This window comes from Allobosea sp. 01N443 (assembly GCF_056399325.1).
In genome coordinates, this window is the sequence record NZ_JBFTRC010000191.1 from 1 (window position 1) to 15,232 (window position 15,232).

The 15,232-nt window shown below is 66.1% G+C and carries 15 protein-coding genes and 1 pseudogene; 9 read left to right on the top strand and 7 right to left on the bottom strand.

What is annotated here, in order from left to right; genetic code table 11:
• The 5 genes from AC1DRP_RS30195 to AC1DRP_RS30215 form a co-directional block, all read left to right on the top strand.
• Positions 1-568, top strand: a 568-nt coding sequence (locus tag AC1DRP_RS30195; protein ID WP_476770412.1) for an NAD/NADP octopine/nopaline dehydrogenase family protein, incomplete at its 5' end; no start/stop codon positions are given.
• 53 nt (positions 569-621) lie between these two features.
• Positions 622-1,491, top strand: coding sequence for an amino acid ABC transporter substrate-binding protein (locus AC1DRP_RS30200; protein WP_441492918.1), 870 nt, complete (start codon positions 622-624; stop codon positions 1,489-1,491).
• Positions 1,492-1,832: 341 nt separating this feature from the next.
• Positions 1,833-2,846 carry a hypothetical protein gene (locus tag AC1DRP_RS30205; RefSeq protein WP_476770413.1) on the top strand — a complete coding sequence of 338 codons (1,014 nt, stop codon included), beginning with the start codon at positions 1,833-1,835 and terminating at the stop codon, positions 2,844-2,846.
• A gap of 29 nt (positions 2,847-2,875) precedes the next feature.
• On the top strand, positions 2,876-4,075 hold the full coding sequence (locus AC1DRP_RS30210; RefSeq protein ID WP_476770414.1) for a M23 family metallopeptidase: 1,200 nt from the start codon (positions 2,876-2,878) through the stop codon (positions 4,073-4,075).
• A gap of 185 nt (positions 4,076-4,260) precedes the next feature.
• The gene (locus AC1DRP_RS30215) at positions 4,261-5,088 is read left to right on the top strand and encodes a universal stress protein (protein WP_441506903.1); all 828 of its coding nucleotides are present in this window, start codon (positions 4,261-4,263) and stop codon (positions 5,086-5,088) included.
• Between the two features lie 56 nt (positions 5,089-5,144).
• Here the strand turns inward: AC1DRP_RS30215 and AC1DRP_RS30220 are convergent, their stop codons facing one another.
• The 4 genes from AC1DRP_RS30220 to AC1DRP_RS30235 all read right to left on the bottom strand — a co-directional run bounded on the left by AC1DRP_RS30220 (position 5,145) and on the right by AC1DRP_RS30235 (position 10,229).
• A complete protein-coding gene (locus AC1DRP_RS30220; RefSeq protein WP_441506902.1) occupies positions 5,145-5,471 on the bottom strand; it encodes an ATPase inhibitor subunit zeta in 327 nt (108 codons plus the stop codon).
• Positions 5,472-5,600: 129 nt separating this feature from the next.
• On the bottom strand, positions 5,601-7,283 hold the full coding sequence (locus tag AC1DRP_RS30225) for a SulP family inorganic anion transporter (protein ID WP_476770415.1): 1,683 nt from the start codon (positions 7,281-7,283) through the stop codon (positions 5,601-5,603).
• A gap of 296 nt (positions 7,284-7,579) precedes the next feature.
• Entirely contained in the window at positions 7,580-8,746 is a 1,167-nt protein-coding gene (locus tag AC1DRP_RS30230; protein ID WP_441506900.1) for a hypothetical protein, read from the bottom strand.
• A 241-nt stretch (positions 8,747-8,987) separates the two neighbouring features.
• Positions 8,988-10,229, bottom strand: coding sequence for a cytochrome P450 (locus AC1DRP_RS30235; protein ID WP_476770416.1), 1,242 nt, complete (start codon positions 10,227-10,229; stop codon positions 8,988-8,990).
• A 127-nt stretch (positions 10,230-10,356) separates the two neighbouring features.
• On the opposite strand from AC1DRP_RS30235, the pseudogene AC1DRP_RS30240 reads away from it, so the two are divergent.
• The 3 genes and pseudogenes from AC1DRP_RS30240 to AC1DRP_RS30250 all read left to right on the top strand — a co-directional run.
• Positions 10,357-10,890: pseudogene (locus tag AC1DRP_RS30240) on the top strand (LysR family transcriptional regulator); the annotation flags it as partial.
• A 189-nt stretch (positions 10,891-11,079) separates the two neighbouring features.
• Positions 11,080-12,108, top strand: coding sequence for an SDR family oxidoreductase (locus AC1DRP_RS30245; protein ID WP_476770418.1), 1,029 nt, complete (start codon positions 11,080-11,082; stop codon positions 12,106-12,108).
• Between the two features lie 185 nt (positions 12,109-12,293).
• A complete protein-coding gene (locus tag AC1DRP_RS30250) occupies positions 12,294-12,419 on the top strand; it encodes a hypothetical protein (protein WP_441492928.1) in 126 nt (41 codons plus the stop codon).
• A gap of 37 nt (positions 12,420-12,456) precedes the next feature.
• Here AC1DRP_RS30250 and AC1DRP_RS30255 read toward each other — a convergent pair whose 3' ends face one another.
• The 3 genes from AC1DRP_RS30255 to AC1DRP_RS30265 form a co-directional block, all read right to left on the bottom strand.
• A complete protein-coding gene (locus AC1DRP_RS30255) occupies positions 12,457-12,666 on the bottom strand; it encodes a hypothetical protein (RefSeq protein WP_441492929.1) in 210 nt (69 codons plus the stop codon).
• 10 nt (positions 12,667-12,676) lie between these two features.
• A complete protein-coding gene (locus AC1DRP_RS30260; protein ID WP_441506896.1) occupies positions 12,677-12,859 on the bottom strand; it encodes a hypothetical protein in 183 nt (60 codons plus the stop codon).
• Between the two features lie 148 nt (positions 12,860-13,007).
• Positions 13,008-14,144: a glycosyltransferase gene (locus AC1DRP_RS30265; RefSeq protein WP_476770417.1), complete on the bottom strand. Its 1,137-nt coding sequence runs from the start codon at positions 14,142-14,144 to the stop codon at positions 13,008-13,010.
• Between the two features lie 415 nt (positions 14,145-14,559).
• Here AC1DRP_RS30265 and AC1DRP_RS30270 point away from each other — a divergent pair, with 415 nt between their 5' ends.
• A complete protein-coding gene (locus AC1DRP_RS30270; RefSeq protein ID WP_441492931.1) occupies positions 14,560-15,063 on the top strand; it encodes a YciE/YciF ferroxidase family protein in 504 nt (167 codons plus the stop codon).
• Positions 15,064-15,232: the final 169 nt, after the last annotated feature.

A 15,232-nucleotide genomic window follows, 5' to 3' on the forward strand; every position in this document is an offset into this window, starting at 1 on the left:
CTGTACCGCCCTGTTCGGCGATCGCTTCGTCAAGCGCGACGGGCTGCTCGCGATCGCGCTCAGCAATCTCAACCCGCAGAACCATCTTGCGATCGCGTTGTTCAACCTCACGCGGATGGAGCGCGGCGAGCGTTGGGGGCAGGCGGAGAACGTCACGCCGGCGGTTGGGCGTGTCATGGAGCTGCTCGACGCGGAGCGCCTGGCGATCGCGCAGGCTTTTGACGTCTCGGTGCGGACGATCAAGGAGCACTACGCCTTTTCCTACCAGCTGCCGGTCGCAAGCATCGCCGAGATGAATGCGGAGCTGCACCAGCGCGGCAATGGCGGCTTCGGCCCGGCGACCTTGACCAGTCGCTATGTGCTCGAGGACGCGCCCTTCGGCCTGCTGCCGACGGTCCTGCTCGGGCGGCTCGCCGGGCAGCCCGCGACGCTGCACGAGGCTGGACTGACCATGCTGTCTGCCGCCTATGGTTGCGACTTTGTCGGGGATAACGACCTGCTGCCCGCGCTCGGCTTCGAGCAGATGAGCAGCGCACAGCTGCGGGAACGGGCCCGCACTGGATTCTAGAACTCCCGAGCACCGGCCGGTGCTCGGGCAATCGCTACAAAGGGGAGAAGAACATGAGACGGAACCTTGTCGCTGCGATCGGCGGCCTCTTGGCCTTCGGCCTGGCCGCCACGGCCCAGGCCCAGGAGGTGGACGCGATCGTCAAGAAATTGCGCGACACCAACACCATCACCATGGGGATTCGCGAAACGCTCTACCCCTATGGCTTCCTCGACAACGACAAGAAGCCGTCCGGCTACTCCGTCGAGTTCTGCCAGCGCATCATCGAGGACATCAAGGCGGAGCTGAAGCTGCCCGACCTCAAGGTCAAATACGTGCCGGTCAGCATCCAGAACCGCCAGGCGCTCGTCGCCAACGGCACGGTCGATCTCGAATGCGGCGGTACGGTCAACACCTTCGGCCGCAACAAGCAGGTTGATTTCTCCTCGGTCTCCTATGTCTCGTCGAGCCAGCTGCTCGTCCTGAAGAATTCGGGCATCACCAAATACGAGGATCTGAACGGCAAGATCGTCGCAGTCGCCACCGGCGGCAGCAGCGAGCCTGACCTGAAGAAGCTCATCGCCGAGAAGGGCCTCAACATCCGCATCCAGAATGTCGACGACCACGCTGCCGCGCTGATCTCTGTCGAGACGCGGCGTGCCGACGCCTATTTCAGTGACAACGGCGCCTTCTACAGCTTGATCCGGCAGTCGAAGAACCCGGACGCCCTGACCATCGTCGGTACCGAATACGGCTATGCGCCGCAGGGCTTCATGGTGCCCAAGCTCAACCCGACGGTTCTCTGGATCGTCAATCACGCCATGGCGAAGATGTTCAAGTCGGGCGAGGCCGAAACCCTGTTCAACAAGTGGTTCGGCCCCTTCGGCGCCCAGGTCTCACCGAAGCTCAAGGCCGCCTGGGCGACGCAATCCTACGCGGAGTAAGCAGCCTCAGGCGTTCCGTTCGGCCTCTTCAGGAAGCCGGACGGAACATCTGCGCGGCCGGGGAGCCGTCTCTTGAACGGGGGCAGCCGCTGGAATGACAGGCTCGTCCCCGGCAAGCTCGGGGCAGTGGATGATCGCGGCGCGCCGGCAGGCTCTCCAGGGCGCTGCACAGCACTGAACAGCGACGTCCCGGCCTTGAACGATCCGGGAAGCCGGAGACAGGTCGGGGACCGCAGCGCAATTTAAACCAACTCCGCCTGCCGTGCTGGTGTCGCGCCCGGCGGTCCACTAGCATCGGCCGGGATCACTCCGCGAGGGCGGGGCAATCCCTGGGGGCGGCCGTGAACCATTTTGGCGTGGAGATCGGCCAGCAGCCCCTCGAAAAATCCTGGTTCAACCTCGCGTTGAAGCTGAAACTCACCGCGCTCGCCCTGGGTTGCCCAACCAACAAGGAACTCTGCGCGCGCTTTGCGGCGGTCAATCCGGCCACCCTGTTCGTCACCCAGAACGCCTACAAATGGCTCTCGGGCAAGGCGATGCCGCGCACCTCCAGCGTCTATGAGGATTGGGCGAGGGTGCTCGGCGGTGCGCTGACGGCGCCCTTCCTGGCCTCGTCCTCGTTCGAGGAGTTCCAGCACGCGATCTGCGCCCGCTTCGGCGTGCCGGAAACCGTGCTTGCGACGCTCCGGGGCGAGGCCGGTCTGCGGCCGGTGCCGGCGCCGGGCCCGGTCACCCCATCTCCCACCCGGGCGGGGGCACGACAGCCCGGCGAGCATTGGCTGGCCGGAACCTATCTCGCGATTTCGCCGGCCTGGTCGCGTGTCGAGGCGGGCCGGCTGATCATCGGCGCGATGCGGGTCTACGCCGATGCGATGCAGCAATTGCAGATCAGCTACTGCGAAAGCCTGTTCAACCGCCCGGTCGCGATGGAGGGGYAGCTGCTCAGCGACGGGCGAACCGCGCAAAGCGCCCTGACATGTTCCTATACGCACCGCCTGTTTTTCCTGGCGCTGAACGTGCCCACTCCGCCCGCCAATCTGATCGGCGGCATTCTCAGCGGCGCGGCAGTCCATGATCCCAATGCCCGCGCTGTCGCCTGCCGCATCCTGTTCGTGCGGGCGCATGGCCGCAGCATCGAAGATCTGGCCGCGCGCATGGGCTATCTCGATGCGGACGCGGACGGAATCGAGCAGGAGCTGGCCGGCCTGGGTTACCGCGCCGATGCCGCCAGGCGGGACCTCGCGGCGAGCATCCTCACCGCGCTCGGCATGCATTCGACCTCCGCGCTTTGCGAAGCCGCCCCCAGGGATTTCACCGATATCGAGCTGACGCTCGACCGGTTGGCGCCCGCCTGAGCCCCCGAAATCCGCAACAGGACGCTGCCATGTACCCATTGACCGGAATGATGCGTCTTGCGGCAATCGCTGCCGTGGTCCCGCTGTCCTTGTCGGGCACGGCCCGGGCGCAATCCGCGGCCCCCCCGCAGCAGGGCGTGACGTTGACGGGGCTCATCGGCAAGGTCCTGTTCGCGCCGCAGCCCGTGCTCGGCTCCGATGGTCGTCAGCATATCGTCTACGAGTTGCAGCTCTCGAATGTGACCGGCGAGCGCGTCGTGATGAAGCGGTTCACGCTCTATGGCGACGACGACAAGGAGCCGCTCTCGACGCTAGACGAGGCCGAGATCGCGCGGCGTTTCTCCCCCGGTGGCCGGCGCGGCAATGAGTCGGCGGAGCTGGGCGGCTATCAATACGGGGTCGCCTTTCTCCACATCGCGCTGCCGCAGGGGCGCGCGGCACCGCAGCGGCTGACGCATAAGGTCGATGCCTGGTTCGATCAGTTCAAGGCGGATGCCGCGATCCAGCTTGGCGCGACCGCAGTCACGACAGCGGCGCCCCCGGTTCTGGGGCCGCCGCTTCGGGGCGAAAACTATATCGCGGGCGACGGCTGCTGCGATTCCACCCGGCATGTCCGGGCCCTTTTGCCGCTGAACGKCGCCTTTCGTCTCGCCCAGCGCTTTGCCATCGATTGGGAGAAGCTTGGCGGGGATGGCCGACTCTTCGCGGGCGATAGGAAGCAGGTCGCGAGCTATCACATCTATGGCCAGCCTATCCTGGCGGTGAGCGACGGCACCATCGTCGATATGCGTGCCGATCTTGCCGATCAGGTCCCCGGAGCGCTTCCCGACGGGCTGCCGATCGGCGAGGCCGACGGCAATTTCGCAGTGCTGGATATCGGCGGTGGCGCCTTCGTGCTATACGCCCATATGCAACCCGGCAGCGTCCGCGTCAGGACCGGCGACAGGGTGCGCCGCGGCGATGTCATCGGCGCAGTCGGCAATACCGGCAACAGTTCGGAGCCGCATCTGCACCTGCATGTCATGGACGGGCCCTCGCCACTTCTCGCCAATGGCCTGCCCTATGTCTTCGAGGCCGCCACGGTGAAGGCGGTCGATCTGGCGGGCACTGCGGATTTCGACCGGGCGGCGGAAACCGGCTCGCCTGTCAGCCTGACGCCGCTCGTGCCCCCTCTGGCGATCCGGCGCGCGCTTCCGCTTGATCTCACTATTGTCGACTGGGGCAACTGAAAGGCCGCGGCGAGGGGATAGCGGGCTCCGGTCGGGCGCCTGGCAGTCCCTCTCGGCTGTCACGCCACTCGGCGCAACGGAGGAGACAAACCTGCGCCGGCTGGGGCGACCGGATGATCGCGGCAGACCGGCATGCTATCCAAGGCGCCAAAGAGATCATCGCGATTCCGGAGTGAGGTGTTCACATGGCTGAGACGAGCAAAGCGCCTCCCGTTGAAGTCCTGTTCGCCAGCGATTTTTCGGCCAGGGCCGATCGCCCGCTCGAACGCGCCTTGCGCCTTGCCGAGGCATGGCGGGCGAGGCTCGCCATCGCCCATGTCCTCGAGGACGCGGTTCCGAACCTGGCGGAAACGACGGCGCGGCTGCGCGCCGAGCTGCCGCCGACGGCGGCGCAGGCTGAGTTCGTCGTCCGGGTCGGCTCGGCTCCGAGCGTGCTGGCAAATCTGGCGGTGGAGCGCGGCAGCGGCGTCATCATCACCGGTGTCGCGCGCTTCAACAGCCTCGGCGACTATGTCACCGGGACGGCGGTCGACCATATCGTGCGCCATGCCTCCGTGCCGGTGCTGGTCGTCCGCAAGCGGGCGGAGCGCCCCTATGACCGCATCCTCGTCGCCACCGATTTCTCCGAGTGCTCGCGCGCGGCCTTGCTGACCGCCGCCGCGCTCTTTCCGACGGCACGTCTCGTGCTGCTCCACGTCAACCCGCAGGCGACGACCGGTCGCTACAAGGTCGAAGGTGCGGCGGAACATCTGCACTCCGAGGCTGCCGAGGACATGGCGGAGTTCCTGGCGGCGGCAGAGCTTCCGCAGGCCGTGCGGGATCGCATCGAGCTGGTCCTGGACGATGGGGCCGTGGTCAATGTGATCAAGCGGCAGGTGCAGGAGACCGGCGTCAGTCTCGTCGTCGTCGGCGCGCATCGCAGTCGGGGGCTGGTGCAGGATGCGATCGGCAGCCATGCCGAAGGCGTGCTCCGGGGCGTCGATGCGGACGTGCTCCTGGTCCGGGAGGCCTGATCCGCGCACCCGCGCCCAGGCCGGAACCGCCGCCGCCAGCCAATCTACAGCCGGCCTCAGCCCGACTGGAGATTGCGTGCGAGCATCACCGCTGCAGCATCGCGGGAACCACCCCGCGTTGTCGGCATGAGGCTCCCTGCTTTGAGCATGAATTCGGTCATGACGCGTAGAATCTGCTCGTCCGATTGGGCCACGCCTGCGGCGTCAAAGTCCTTGCGGATCTTGCTGAACACGTCACTGCGCTCGGGATCGACCGTGCTTCTGGCGAGGTCATCCGAATAGGCATCGGCGTCCCGGCCCGTGAGTGCCAATTTCTCGGCGGCCCACCTGCCGAGGAGCTTGTTGCGGATGATTGTCCTCTGCACATCGTTGGAACTGGTCATTCGAAATTCTCCGATTGCGGGCCGTTGAATGCGCCTTCCTCAGTATGCTCGTGGCCCGATGGATTGCATCGCTGGAGCAGATGCAGGCTCGGGATCGTATGTCGACAAAGCCGATTGGACATCGGCCTCTCACGCTTTTGGGTCAGGAACCAATCCGGCAGCGTTTGCCGATAGCGCGTTCAACGCCGTGTAGCGTTCGATGGCGGCGCGTGCGTTGAAGAGCAACCGGTCCGGGCCGAGCAGCGTGTCCAAACCTGCACGGCGAATGACCTCAAGCGCGCCAGGATTGAGGCCCACGAACCAGACGATGACACCCCGTTCCGTCATGCCCTTCTCGCCTTCCTGCAGCATCTGGAGGGCCGAGTACTCGATGTCAGGAACGCGGCTGAAGTCGAGCGCGAGGACCCGCGGCTTATGCTGACCAACAAGAGCGGTGATTTGGTCAGCCACATCCTGGGCATTGATGAAGAAGAGCCGCCCTTCCGGCCGCAGGATCAACAACCCCTCGAAGGTTTCGTCATCAGGGTTTTCAGGATCGAGAGGGCGGAGCACGTCGGCTCCGCGCTTGCGGCCGATGACCGTAATCCGGGGATGGAATGTCTGGCTGGCCAGGCCGATCAGCGAAAGGATGACCGCGATGACGATACCCTGAAGGGTTCCAAAGATCAGGACGCCAATGGTTGCGACGATCGCCCAGCCGAACTCCATCCTGCGCACCTTGCGAATGGCGTTGAACTCCGCCGGCTGGATAAGCGGAATTGAGTAGACGATGACGATGGCTGCCAGCGTGGCATTCGGAAGGAGCCCGAGCAAAGGTGCGAACAGGAGCATGGTTGCAAGGGCCGCCGCCGCTGTCACCAGCGAGGCAGCCTGGGTTCGCCCGCCCGCCGCGCGAACAACGCCCGTTTGCGATGTGCCGCCGCCGCCCGGCATCGCGCCGAGCAAGGAGCCGGCAATGTTGGCTGCGCCTGTCGCCACCAGCTCGCGATTGGCATTGATCGGAGGATCGCGAGGTCGAACGAAAGCCCGGCCTGCAGCAATGGTTTCGGTGAAACTCATCAGGGCAATCCCGAGCGCTCCCGGCAGCAGTTGCTGCACCAACGCAAGATCGGGGAGCGTCACTGAGGGAAGGCCCTGCGGGATATGCCCTACGGTCGAGACACCCTGAGCGCCCAGGTGAAAGATCCATGACGCTGCGATGGCGGTGGCCACTGCGATGAGTGGGGCGGGTGAATGCGGCTTCAGACGCTCCATCCCGATCAGAACGATCGCGGTCGCCGCCGCCACTGCGGCAGTGAGCAGCGACGTCTCCGGAAGCGCGCGCACGACGCTTAGAATGTCGGCAAAGAAGGACTGCTTGGTGATGTGCACTCCGAAGAGCTTGGGGGCCTGGTCCAGCAGGATGACGAGGCCGATGCCGGCCTTGAAGCCGGTGAGGACCGGTGCCGAGATGAAATTGGCGAGGAAGCCCAGGCGCACGAGCCTGGCGAGCAGCAACAAGGCGCCAACCAGGGCGGTCAGCGTCGCCGTCGCGGTGAGCAGCTTGGCCGGGTCGCCGTCCGGGACGACTGCACCGAGCTGGGCGCCAGTCAGGATCGCGAGCGTGGTGGTGGAACTGACGCTGAGCACGCGGGAGGAGCCGAGCCATCCGTAGACGGCCATTGGCACAAGGGATGTGTAGAGGCCAACCTGCACCGGCAGGCCCGCCACAGTAGCGTATGCCATGGCCTTGGGCAGCACGACGGCAGCCGCCGTAAGCCCCGCGACGACGTCAAAGCGGAGCCCACCGGCATTCTGGTCGTTCTCGTGCATTGAACCAGCCTGCATTGACACAGCCACTGAACGTAAGCTCGAAAGCTCGGAATATGCAAAGGAGACCGAACGTCTCCTCTGGCGCGATCCGGCCCGGCCGTGCCGATGCGCTCGACGTCCGGAAGCCACCCTCCTGCGGCATTCCGGCAGCCCGCTAACCGGTTGGACCGCGTCGGTCTTCCCTGCCAGTAGGACGCCCGTGCGGGAGCCAGACGTCCGATTCAATCCACTCGCTCCGGCCTCCCTCCGACCCCGGTCTTGCCCAGCCCCGCCTCTTGCCCAGGCCCTCGTCTTGCCTAAGCCCGCGTCTTGGCCATCGCGGCGAGCGCCTTTTCGTCCCTGAGCAGGCGGATGACGGGCAGGGCGGTGTCGTCGCCCACGGGCAGGCCGAGCGCCTCGGCAATGGTGTTGCGCCACTCCTCCGCCTCGCTGGGATCGCTGACGACCCAGACCGTGCGCCGCGTCCGGAAGCGTTGGATGCCGACGATCGCGAGCTGGTTGAAGACGATCCTGCGCAGCGCGCTCTGGTCGACCGGGCGCTTTGCCGTGGCTTCGGCCGCAGTCGCCGTGGTCGGCTTCGGCAGCGGCGGCTCGACCAGGAGCGCATCGACATCGTCGACGATGAGCAGGTCGACATTGCGCCAGGGCCAGAGGATGCGGCCATCCTGTTCCTCGAGCGGCGGGTGGCCGGAATCGGCGTCTTCCTTGCGCTCGACCGCGGCCTCGAACAGCTTCACCAGGGTGGTGTAGCGCGCAATCCCGAGCCGGAAGGCGTATTCGGTGCCGATGCCGCAGGCGAGGCAGGTCTTGCCCGAGCCGACCGTGCCGGTGAGCAGCACATGCGGAAAACGCGGCGCGTTCGCGCCCTTCGTCGGCGGCTCCGACAGGGCGATCAGCGCGTCGCGGTAGCCGGGATCCGGCCTTTCTATGGTCGAGCAGAGATTGGTCAGGCGGAACAGGAAGGGCAGGCCGACCTGCTGGAAGGTCATCTTGCGCTTCACCCACCAGAGCACCAGCAGCGTGGCGGGCACGAGCATGACCAGCAGCGCGACGATGGCCTGGACGCCGCCGAGCCCCGAGGCGCCGGCGACGATCGCGCCCGCGCCGATGAAGAACAGCGCGGTCGCGACATTCCACCAGAGCTCGCGGCGGTTGAACGGAAAGAGCGGGCCCTGGCGCCGGCGCTCGCGGACGATGTCGAGCACCTCCTTGACGATCCAGAGCAGCATATTGAGCAGGGCAGCGATGATCGCAGTCTTCCAGGCCGGAAGATCGGTGAAGAGGGCGGCGAGTATCCAGCTGAACAGGAAGGTGATCTGGAAGCCGAGGCCGAAATGACCGAATTGATCGGCGGTCCAAACATAGCTGACGGTCGGAGTCTGCTGCACATCCTTGCCGAACCAGTCATATCGCAATTGCGATACGATTTCCTTGAGCGAAGGTGGCGTAAGCTTCTTGTCCATTGGGCCGCATCTCGCTCAGGGAACGCAGAAACGTCGGATTCACTGGAATGTCGGGGGAAGGTAGGCGCAGGAAGAGCTTACGCGGATGCTAGCAGCTTCATGCGAGCCGGCAAGAGCGCCGTTACGTCAGGGCGTGATCCGGCGAGAGATGTTGTGCGTGCCGCGTTGCCGCCGCTGGACGCCTGGCATGGGCGCAGCATGGACTATCGGCTTTCAGGGGTTCCGTTTCGCGGACAGCCACTCAGCGCTTGAACAAGGGCGTGCGGACATGCCCCGAGGCGGCATAGGACAGGCCGGCCTCCAGGCGCTCCAGCGGCACGCCGCGCGTCAGCAGATGCCCGACCGCGATCTCGACGATCAGAGCTGCGACCTTGTCCGCGGGGCAGACATGGCGACCGGCGCCGAACTCCAGGGATCTGCGGTCCCTGCGCGCGATATCGAAGCGATCCGGCTCGGGATTGAGCGCGGGATCGCGGTTCGCGGCCGCCAGAAGCACGATGATCAGATCGCCCTGACGAAGCTTATGTCCGGCAATCCTGCCGTCGCGCGCCATGAAACGGAAGGTGCTGCTGGTGACGGTATCGCAGCGCGCCACCTCCTGGATGAGCGGCCGCAGGCATGTCCGATCGGCCTCGACCTGCCGGAGGAGTTCCGGCCGCCGGGCCAGTGCGAGCAGCGTCAACCCGATCAGCGAGGCCATTCCGGCGAAACCCTGGACCATGTAGCCAAGGGCGTTGGCGATCACATCCCTTTCGTCGTCGCAGCCGAAACGCGTCGCTTCGCGCAGCAGCGCCTGGAATAACGGGCCCCGCTGCGCGTCGGCCTTCCCGACGGCACTGGCGAGGTCAAACAGCGCCTGCGCGCCTTGATGTCCTGATGTCAGCAAGTCGGGCGTCAGCGCGGGAATTCCGGTTCCAGCAGCTGCGGCTGCGGTCCCATAGGCGCCAAGCCACCCCATGACGTCGCCGAAGCGTTCGCGGGGAATGCCGAGCAGCAGCGCGATGACCTGCACGGGCAGTGCGAACATGAACTGCGTCGTGGTCGCTTCATCGAGCCTCGGCCCGAGTTCGTCGTCGAGCTCGGCCGCACGCCTGTGTGCCAGGGCCGCGACCTCGCCGAGATCGAGGCCGCGCACGGCGTTCGTGACCGCCTCCTTCAGCCTGCCCCGCGCCTCGTCATCCCGCAGGCGCACGAGCCGGCCAAAGATCTCCGCTGCTGCGCCGCCCTGCAGCGCCGCAGGGATGGGCTCGCTCAAGGGGCGGGTCAGACAGATCGCGCTGGTCAGGACTTCGGTGACCGCGGCAGCGCTCGCCGCCACCCACCAGCCATTGGCCTCGTCCCGGGAGAAGGGACGTTCGCGGGCGAGCCGGCCGTAATAGGGGTRTGGATCGGGATGCGATGGCGCAGCGCGAACATGGGCCGGGGAGTGGTACTGAGATAACGCGGGAGCAGGGGCTGCAGGCGCCGAAATCCTCGCCGTCATGGTGCTGCTCCGTCCGGTTCGCGCCGCGGCGCCATCTTTGCTTCCTCTTCGATAGCGCTTGCCCAGGCATCCGTCGAAATCATAGTTTCTCTAAGGCCGATCAGTTTTTTGCATGGGCGTGTCTTTCATGGGCCTGGAYAACGAAGCGCTTCTGACTTTCGTCACCATCCATCAGGCCAATGGTTTTTCCAGCGCCGCGGAGGTACTCGGCCGTTCGCAGCCGGCGATCAGCCGGCGCATCGCCTTGCTCGAGGACGAACTCGGCGTGCCGGTCTTCGAGCGCGCGTCCGGGGGCGTGGTGCTCAGCGAAGCCGGCCGCGCGCTGCTGCCGCACGCCGAACGCGTGCTTGCGGCGCTGCGCGACGCGGAAAGCGCGATCAAGGCGCTGCGCACGGAGGTCGCCGGCCGTGTCGCGATCGTGGCAGTGGGCACGCTAGCCGGGACGAACCTCACCGCGGTTCTCAAGCGCTTCGCTGCCGATCATCCCAAGGTCGATCTCTCGATCAGCACCGCGACCAGCGCTGAGGTGAGCGACCGGGTCCGGCGCGGCGAAGCGATGATCGGGCTGCGCTATCTCCTCGACATCGCACCAGATCTCGTCTGCGAGCACATCGCCTCCGAGACAATGGTCGTGGCCTGTTCCGCCCAGCATCGTTTCGCGGGCAAACGGCTCGGACTGAGGCGGCTGCGTGTTCGGAGGACAGGGGGAGAACGCGTCACCGTGCAGCTCGGTGGCGAGCAGGGCGATCAGGACGGRCGCCCGAACAGAGCGCGCCGATCCCGCACCGGCAATGGAACCCGGGCCCGCGGCGCCCGTTCAACTCCGGAATGCGATTGCACGGAGGCCGTGATGGCGAAATCCAGCAAGGTTCAGACCAAGACCAAGCCACAAGCGGAACCCAGGAGCCCGGCAAAGCCGAACAGCGCGACAAATTCCGCGATCCAGCAGCAGCGCCGGATCCAGAGGCAGGTGGCGCGGTCGGATGCGAAGCCGGCAGAGGCGAAATCCGGCGCGATGCAGGCTGGGGCGCGACGTTATCCCGAGCCGCCCTTCAGGAAGCAGCATCAGGCCAAGCCGGGTTCGGAGGCCGTGCTCGATCCGGCCCCGATGTATGATGCGCCCTATTACAAGGGCTCGGGCAAACTCGAGGGCAAGGTCGCCATCATCACGGGCGGCGATTCCGGGATCGGACGCTCGGTCGCCGTGCTCTTCGCGCGCGAGGGTGCCGATGTCGCGATCCTGCATCTCGGCGAGGCCGGGGACGCGAAGGTGACCGGGCAGGCGATCGAGGCCGAGGGGCGGCGCTGCCTCGTCATCCCCGGCGATGTCCGGGATTCAGGCTTCTGCCGGAAGGCGGTGGCCAAGGTCGTCAAGACCTTCGGCAAGCTCGATGTGCTCGTCAACAACGCCGCCTTCCAGGTCCATTCCCCACGTTTCGAGGATCTGAGCGAAGAGCATTTCGACACGACGCTGAAGACCAATCTCTACGGCTATTTCCACATGTCGCAGGCGGCCCTCGACCATATGAAAGTCGGCGGCGCCATCGTGAATTCCGGCTCCGTCACCGGGCTGATGGGCAGTGAGGCGCTGATCGACTATTCCATGACGAAGGGCGGCATCCATGCTTTTACCCGCTCGCTCGCCGCCCATCTCGTGCCGCGCGGGATCAGGGTCAATGCGGTCGCGCCCGGTCCCGTCTGGACGCCGCTCAATCCATCCGACAAGACGGCCGAGGATGTCGCGACATTCGGGGCGCAGACACCGATGAAGCGCCCGGCCCAGCCGGAGGAAATCGCCCCGGCCTATGTCTTCCTCGCCTCGCCGCACTGCTCCAGCTACATCACCGGGGAGATCCTCCCGATCATCGGCGGCTACTAGCATCGGCCCGAAAAGCCGATGCTTCAGGGAGTCGGTTTTCGGGAAATCCGAGCTTCAGCAACACCTCACCGGGTATGCCTGTCGAGGACACGATCGTATCACCTTTTCTGCAACGTCGCGCGGAACCGGATGGCGCCGGCCCGGGTTGCAGTTGCAGTCCTCATCGATGCCGGGCGAAACCTGTCATGCGCTCGCGCTTTCTCGACATCCTGATCTGGCTCACCGTACTGGCGCTTGTGGCCGGCTTCGGGGTCAGGATGTTCCGAACCGTGCCCAGCGTCCAGGACGCGCCACGCATCTATCGGGACTGAGCCCTGGGCCCAGCCCCGCCATGGCCCAGGCCAGGCCTCAGCCCGGCTTCTTCGGCTCAGGCTGGCCCCCATGTCTGATCGTGGCGGCGCTGTCGTGCTCATCGGCCTCGAACGGGGCATGCGGCCCGGTCTGATGCTTCGACAAGGGGCTCGGGCCCGGGCGACGCTGTTCCGGTGCGCCCGATTGTCCCGGCCGTTGCGCCGTCCGATAGGGCACCGGCGCGTCGGTATGCTTCTCGGCTGTCATCGTCATCACCTCAGGTTTCGCAAATGCCGGGAGGAGGGCGCTCGGCTGCCTTCTCGGGGCTCTGCCCGGAGGGGGCGCGATCGCGCATGCGCTCGCCCCGGTTGTCCTGGTTCTTGCCCTGCTCGCCCCGTCCGTGGGGGAGGATGGCTGCCGCATCCGTCGTGGGGATCTTCCGTCCGTAACCGTCTCGCATGGTGGCCTCCGTGTTGTCGGGCCCGGCTGCGCAGGAAACGTCGGGCCCTAAGCGAGGTTCCACGACAACGGCGGTCCGGTCATCATTCAGATGAGCGAATGGCCGGCACCTCCCAGAAGCACGCGCGCCCTGTCCCTGGCGGCCTGCTTCACCAGCCGTCGAATGTCGCATCGACCAGCAGCCTCGCGGCTGACGCCGCCCCGTCGGTGCGGATCGCGCCCGCCAGGGTGGCTGCTCTGGCACCGGTTTCAGGCCTCAGGGCTGTACCGAGCCCCGCCGACAGCGACGCGAAGGTCGGAGTCGGGCCATCGTGCGCAGCTCCGATGCCGAGTTCGGTCACCCTGGCAGCCCAGTGAAACTGGTCCACCGCTTGGGGGACAACGACCTGAGGCGTGCCGGCCCGGGACGCCGTCGTCGTCGTACCCGCCCCGCCATGATGGACAATGGCGGCCACGCGACCGAACAGGGCCTGCTGGTTCACCTCGCCGATGGCAAGGCAGTCGGCGCCGTCGTCGATCAAGCCCAGGTCGGCCCAGCCCCGGGCGACGAGAGCACGGCGGCCCTGCGCGCGGATCGCCTCTATGGCGACACGGGCGCTGTCGTTGGGGACGCGCATGCTGCCAAAGCCGACATAGACGGGCGCTGCGCCGGCATCCAGGAACGCCACCAGATTCGCCGGGAGTGGTCTTTCGTCCGGCAATATCCATGCCGCGGTTCGGATGACAGGAAGCGCTCCGGGCGTCACTTCGGGACACAGGGTCGGGTCCGCTGCCACCAAGGGCCGACCGGTGAACAGGAAGGCCGGGAGGTCCTCCACCGGCGGCAGGCCGATCGACGCCCGWTGGGCGTTGATCGGCGCGCCGACCTGCGCGTGCCAGCCCTGGGCGTCCAGCAAACTCGGACAGAAGATCGCGAACCGGTGAGGGACGGCGACCGTCTCGGACACCGACCGCGCGACGAAATGCAACATGCCGCTCGCGACGAGCATGTCACAGCCCTCGGCTGCCTCGGCGAGGGTGTCATAGGTCGCTGCGATGAACCCGGCCACGAAGGCGTCGACGCTCACGACCCGCTCCTCCGCGGTCGAGGGTTGCTCCGCCCATGCGCGCCACGATTTGCGGAAGGGTACCAACGGGATGCCGGCACGGGCCAGCAGCGTTGCGAACTCCGCGTCCGGCGGCGCGCATAACCGCACCTCGAGGCCGAGTGCCCGCAACTCCACCGCCAGGGCCACGATCGGTTCAACGTCGCCGCGCGACCCGTAAGTCGATAATAGGATACGCATTTCGCTATTCCCTTTCCCCATGGTTCAGGTCGAGGGCAGCGTTCATAGGGGGTGACCGGCGTCTTGCCGCAAGCCCCCAGGCACGCTATAGCGTTGGAATGGCAAGGAGCGGCGACGCTCCTTTTTTGTTGCCTTCTCCATGAATGAACGAGGTTTTCGCGACGCGGCGAGGCGCTGCTCCGCAGCGGCGGAGCGGCCACAACGTCCCGTCGCAGGACGGCTTCCCCCCAATCGCTGACAACCTGTCGAAGCGGCATGGCTGGCGAGCAGCTCAGCCAAGACCCTGACAGCCGGGTTCCTTCGCCATGGCCAAAAGCCCCGGCGGCGTGGAACAGGCCGGCGGCCAATACGTTGGTCAGGCAGCAAGCGCGCCCGATCAACCGGCGTCGGCGGGGATCAGAACTAGGAGGACGGAATGGGACTTTTTTCCAAGGACATCAAGACGATGGACGATCTCTTTGTCCACACGCTTCAAGATATCTATTACGCGGAGAAGCAGATCCACAAGTCGCTGCCGAAGATGATCGACAAGGCCACGGACCCGCAGCTGAAGCAGGGGCTGACCGCGCATCGCGGCGAAACCGAAGGTCATATCAAGCGGCTGGAACAGGTCTTCAAGCAACATGGCGCGGAGGCGAAGGGCGTGGATTGCCCGGCGATCGACGGCATCCTCGAGGAAGCCGACGAGGTTCTGGGTGAGGTCGCCGACAAGCAGGTGGTCGATGCCGCGATCATCGCCTGCGCGCAAGCCGTCGAACACTACGAGATCACGCGCTACGGCACCTTGACGGCCTGGGCCAAGCAGCTTGGCCGCAACGACTGCGCCACCCTGCTGCAGCAGAATCTCGACGAGGAATTCGCGGCCGACAAGAAGCTCAGCAAGCTCGCCGAATCCGGGATCAACCGCAAGGCAGCGTAGCCGATCCCGCGCCCTGACCGGTCCCGCCGGGTCACCCGATCCGGCGGAGCTGGGGCGTCCTCCCTGCAGACGGCACCTCGCGACGAGCGCGATCGGCAATCCCGCTATTTATAGGCGATCGCGGCGCTCGACGGGCCGGCCAGCGCCATGGTCTCGAACCTCCGGAAAC

What these genes read in the sequence shown, in the direction of transcription:
- AC1DRP_RS30200 (WP_441492918.1), top strand. Translation starts at nt 622, where the DNA reads ATGAGACGGAACCTTGTCGCTGCGATCGGCGGCCTCTTGGCCTTCGGC.
- AC1DRP_RS30215 (WP_441506903.1), top strand. Translation starts at nt 4,261, where the DNA reads ATGGCTGAGACGAGCAAAGCGCCTCCCGTTGAAGTCCTGTTCGCCAGC.
- AC1DRP_RS30220 (WP_441506902.1), bottom strand. Translation starts at nt 5,471, where the DNA reads ATGACCAGTTCCAACGATGTGCAGAGGACAATCATCCGCAACAAGCTC.
- AC1DRP_RS30225 (WP_476770415.1), bottom strand. Translation starts at nt 7,283, where the DNA reads ATGCACGAGAACGACCAGAATGCCGGTGGGCTCCGCTTTGACGTCGTC.
- AC1DRP_RS30230 (WP_441506900.1), bottom strand. Translation starts at nt 8,746, where the DNA reads ATGGACAAGAAGCTTACGCCACCTTCGCTCAAGGAAATCGTATCGCAA.
- AC1DRP_RS30245 (WP_476770418.1), top strand. Translation starts at nt 11,080, where the DNA reads ATGGCGAAATCCAGCAAGGTTCAGACCAAGACCAAGCCACAAGCGGAA.
- AC1DRP_RS30250 (WP_441492928.1), top strand. Translation starts at nt 12,294, where the DNA reads ATGCGCTCGCGCTTTCTCGACATCCTGATCTGGCTCACCGTACTGGCG.
- AC1DRP_RS30255 (WP_441492929.1), bottom strand. Translation starts at nt 12,666, where the DNA reads ATGACAGCCGAGAAGCATACCGACGCGCCGGTGCCCTATCGGACGGCG.
- AC1DRP_RS30260 (WP_441506896.1), bottom strand. Translation starts at nt 12,859, where the DNA reads ATGCGAGACGGTTACGGACGGAAGATCCCCACGACGGATGCGGCAGCC.
- AC1DRP_RS30270 (WP_441492931.1), top strand. Translation starts at nt 14,560, where the DNA reads ATGGGACTTTTTTCCAAGGACATCAAGACGATGGACGATCTCTTTGTC.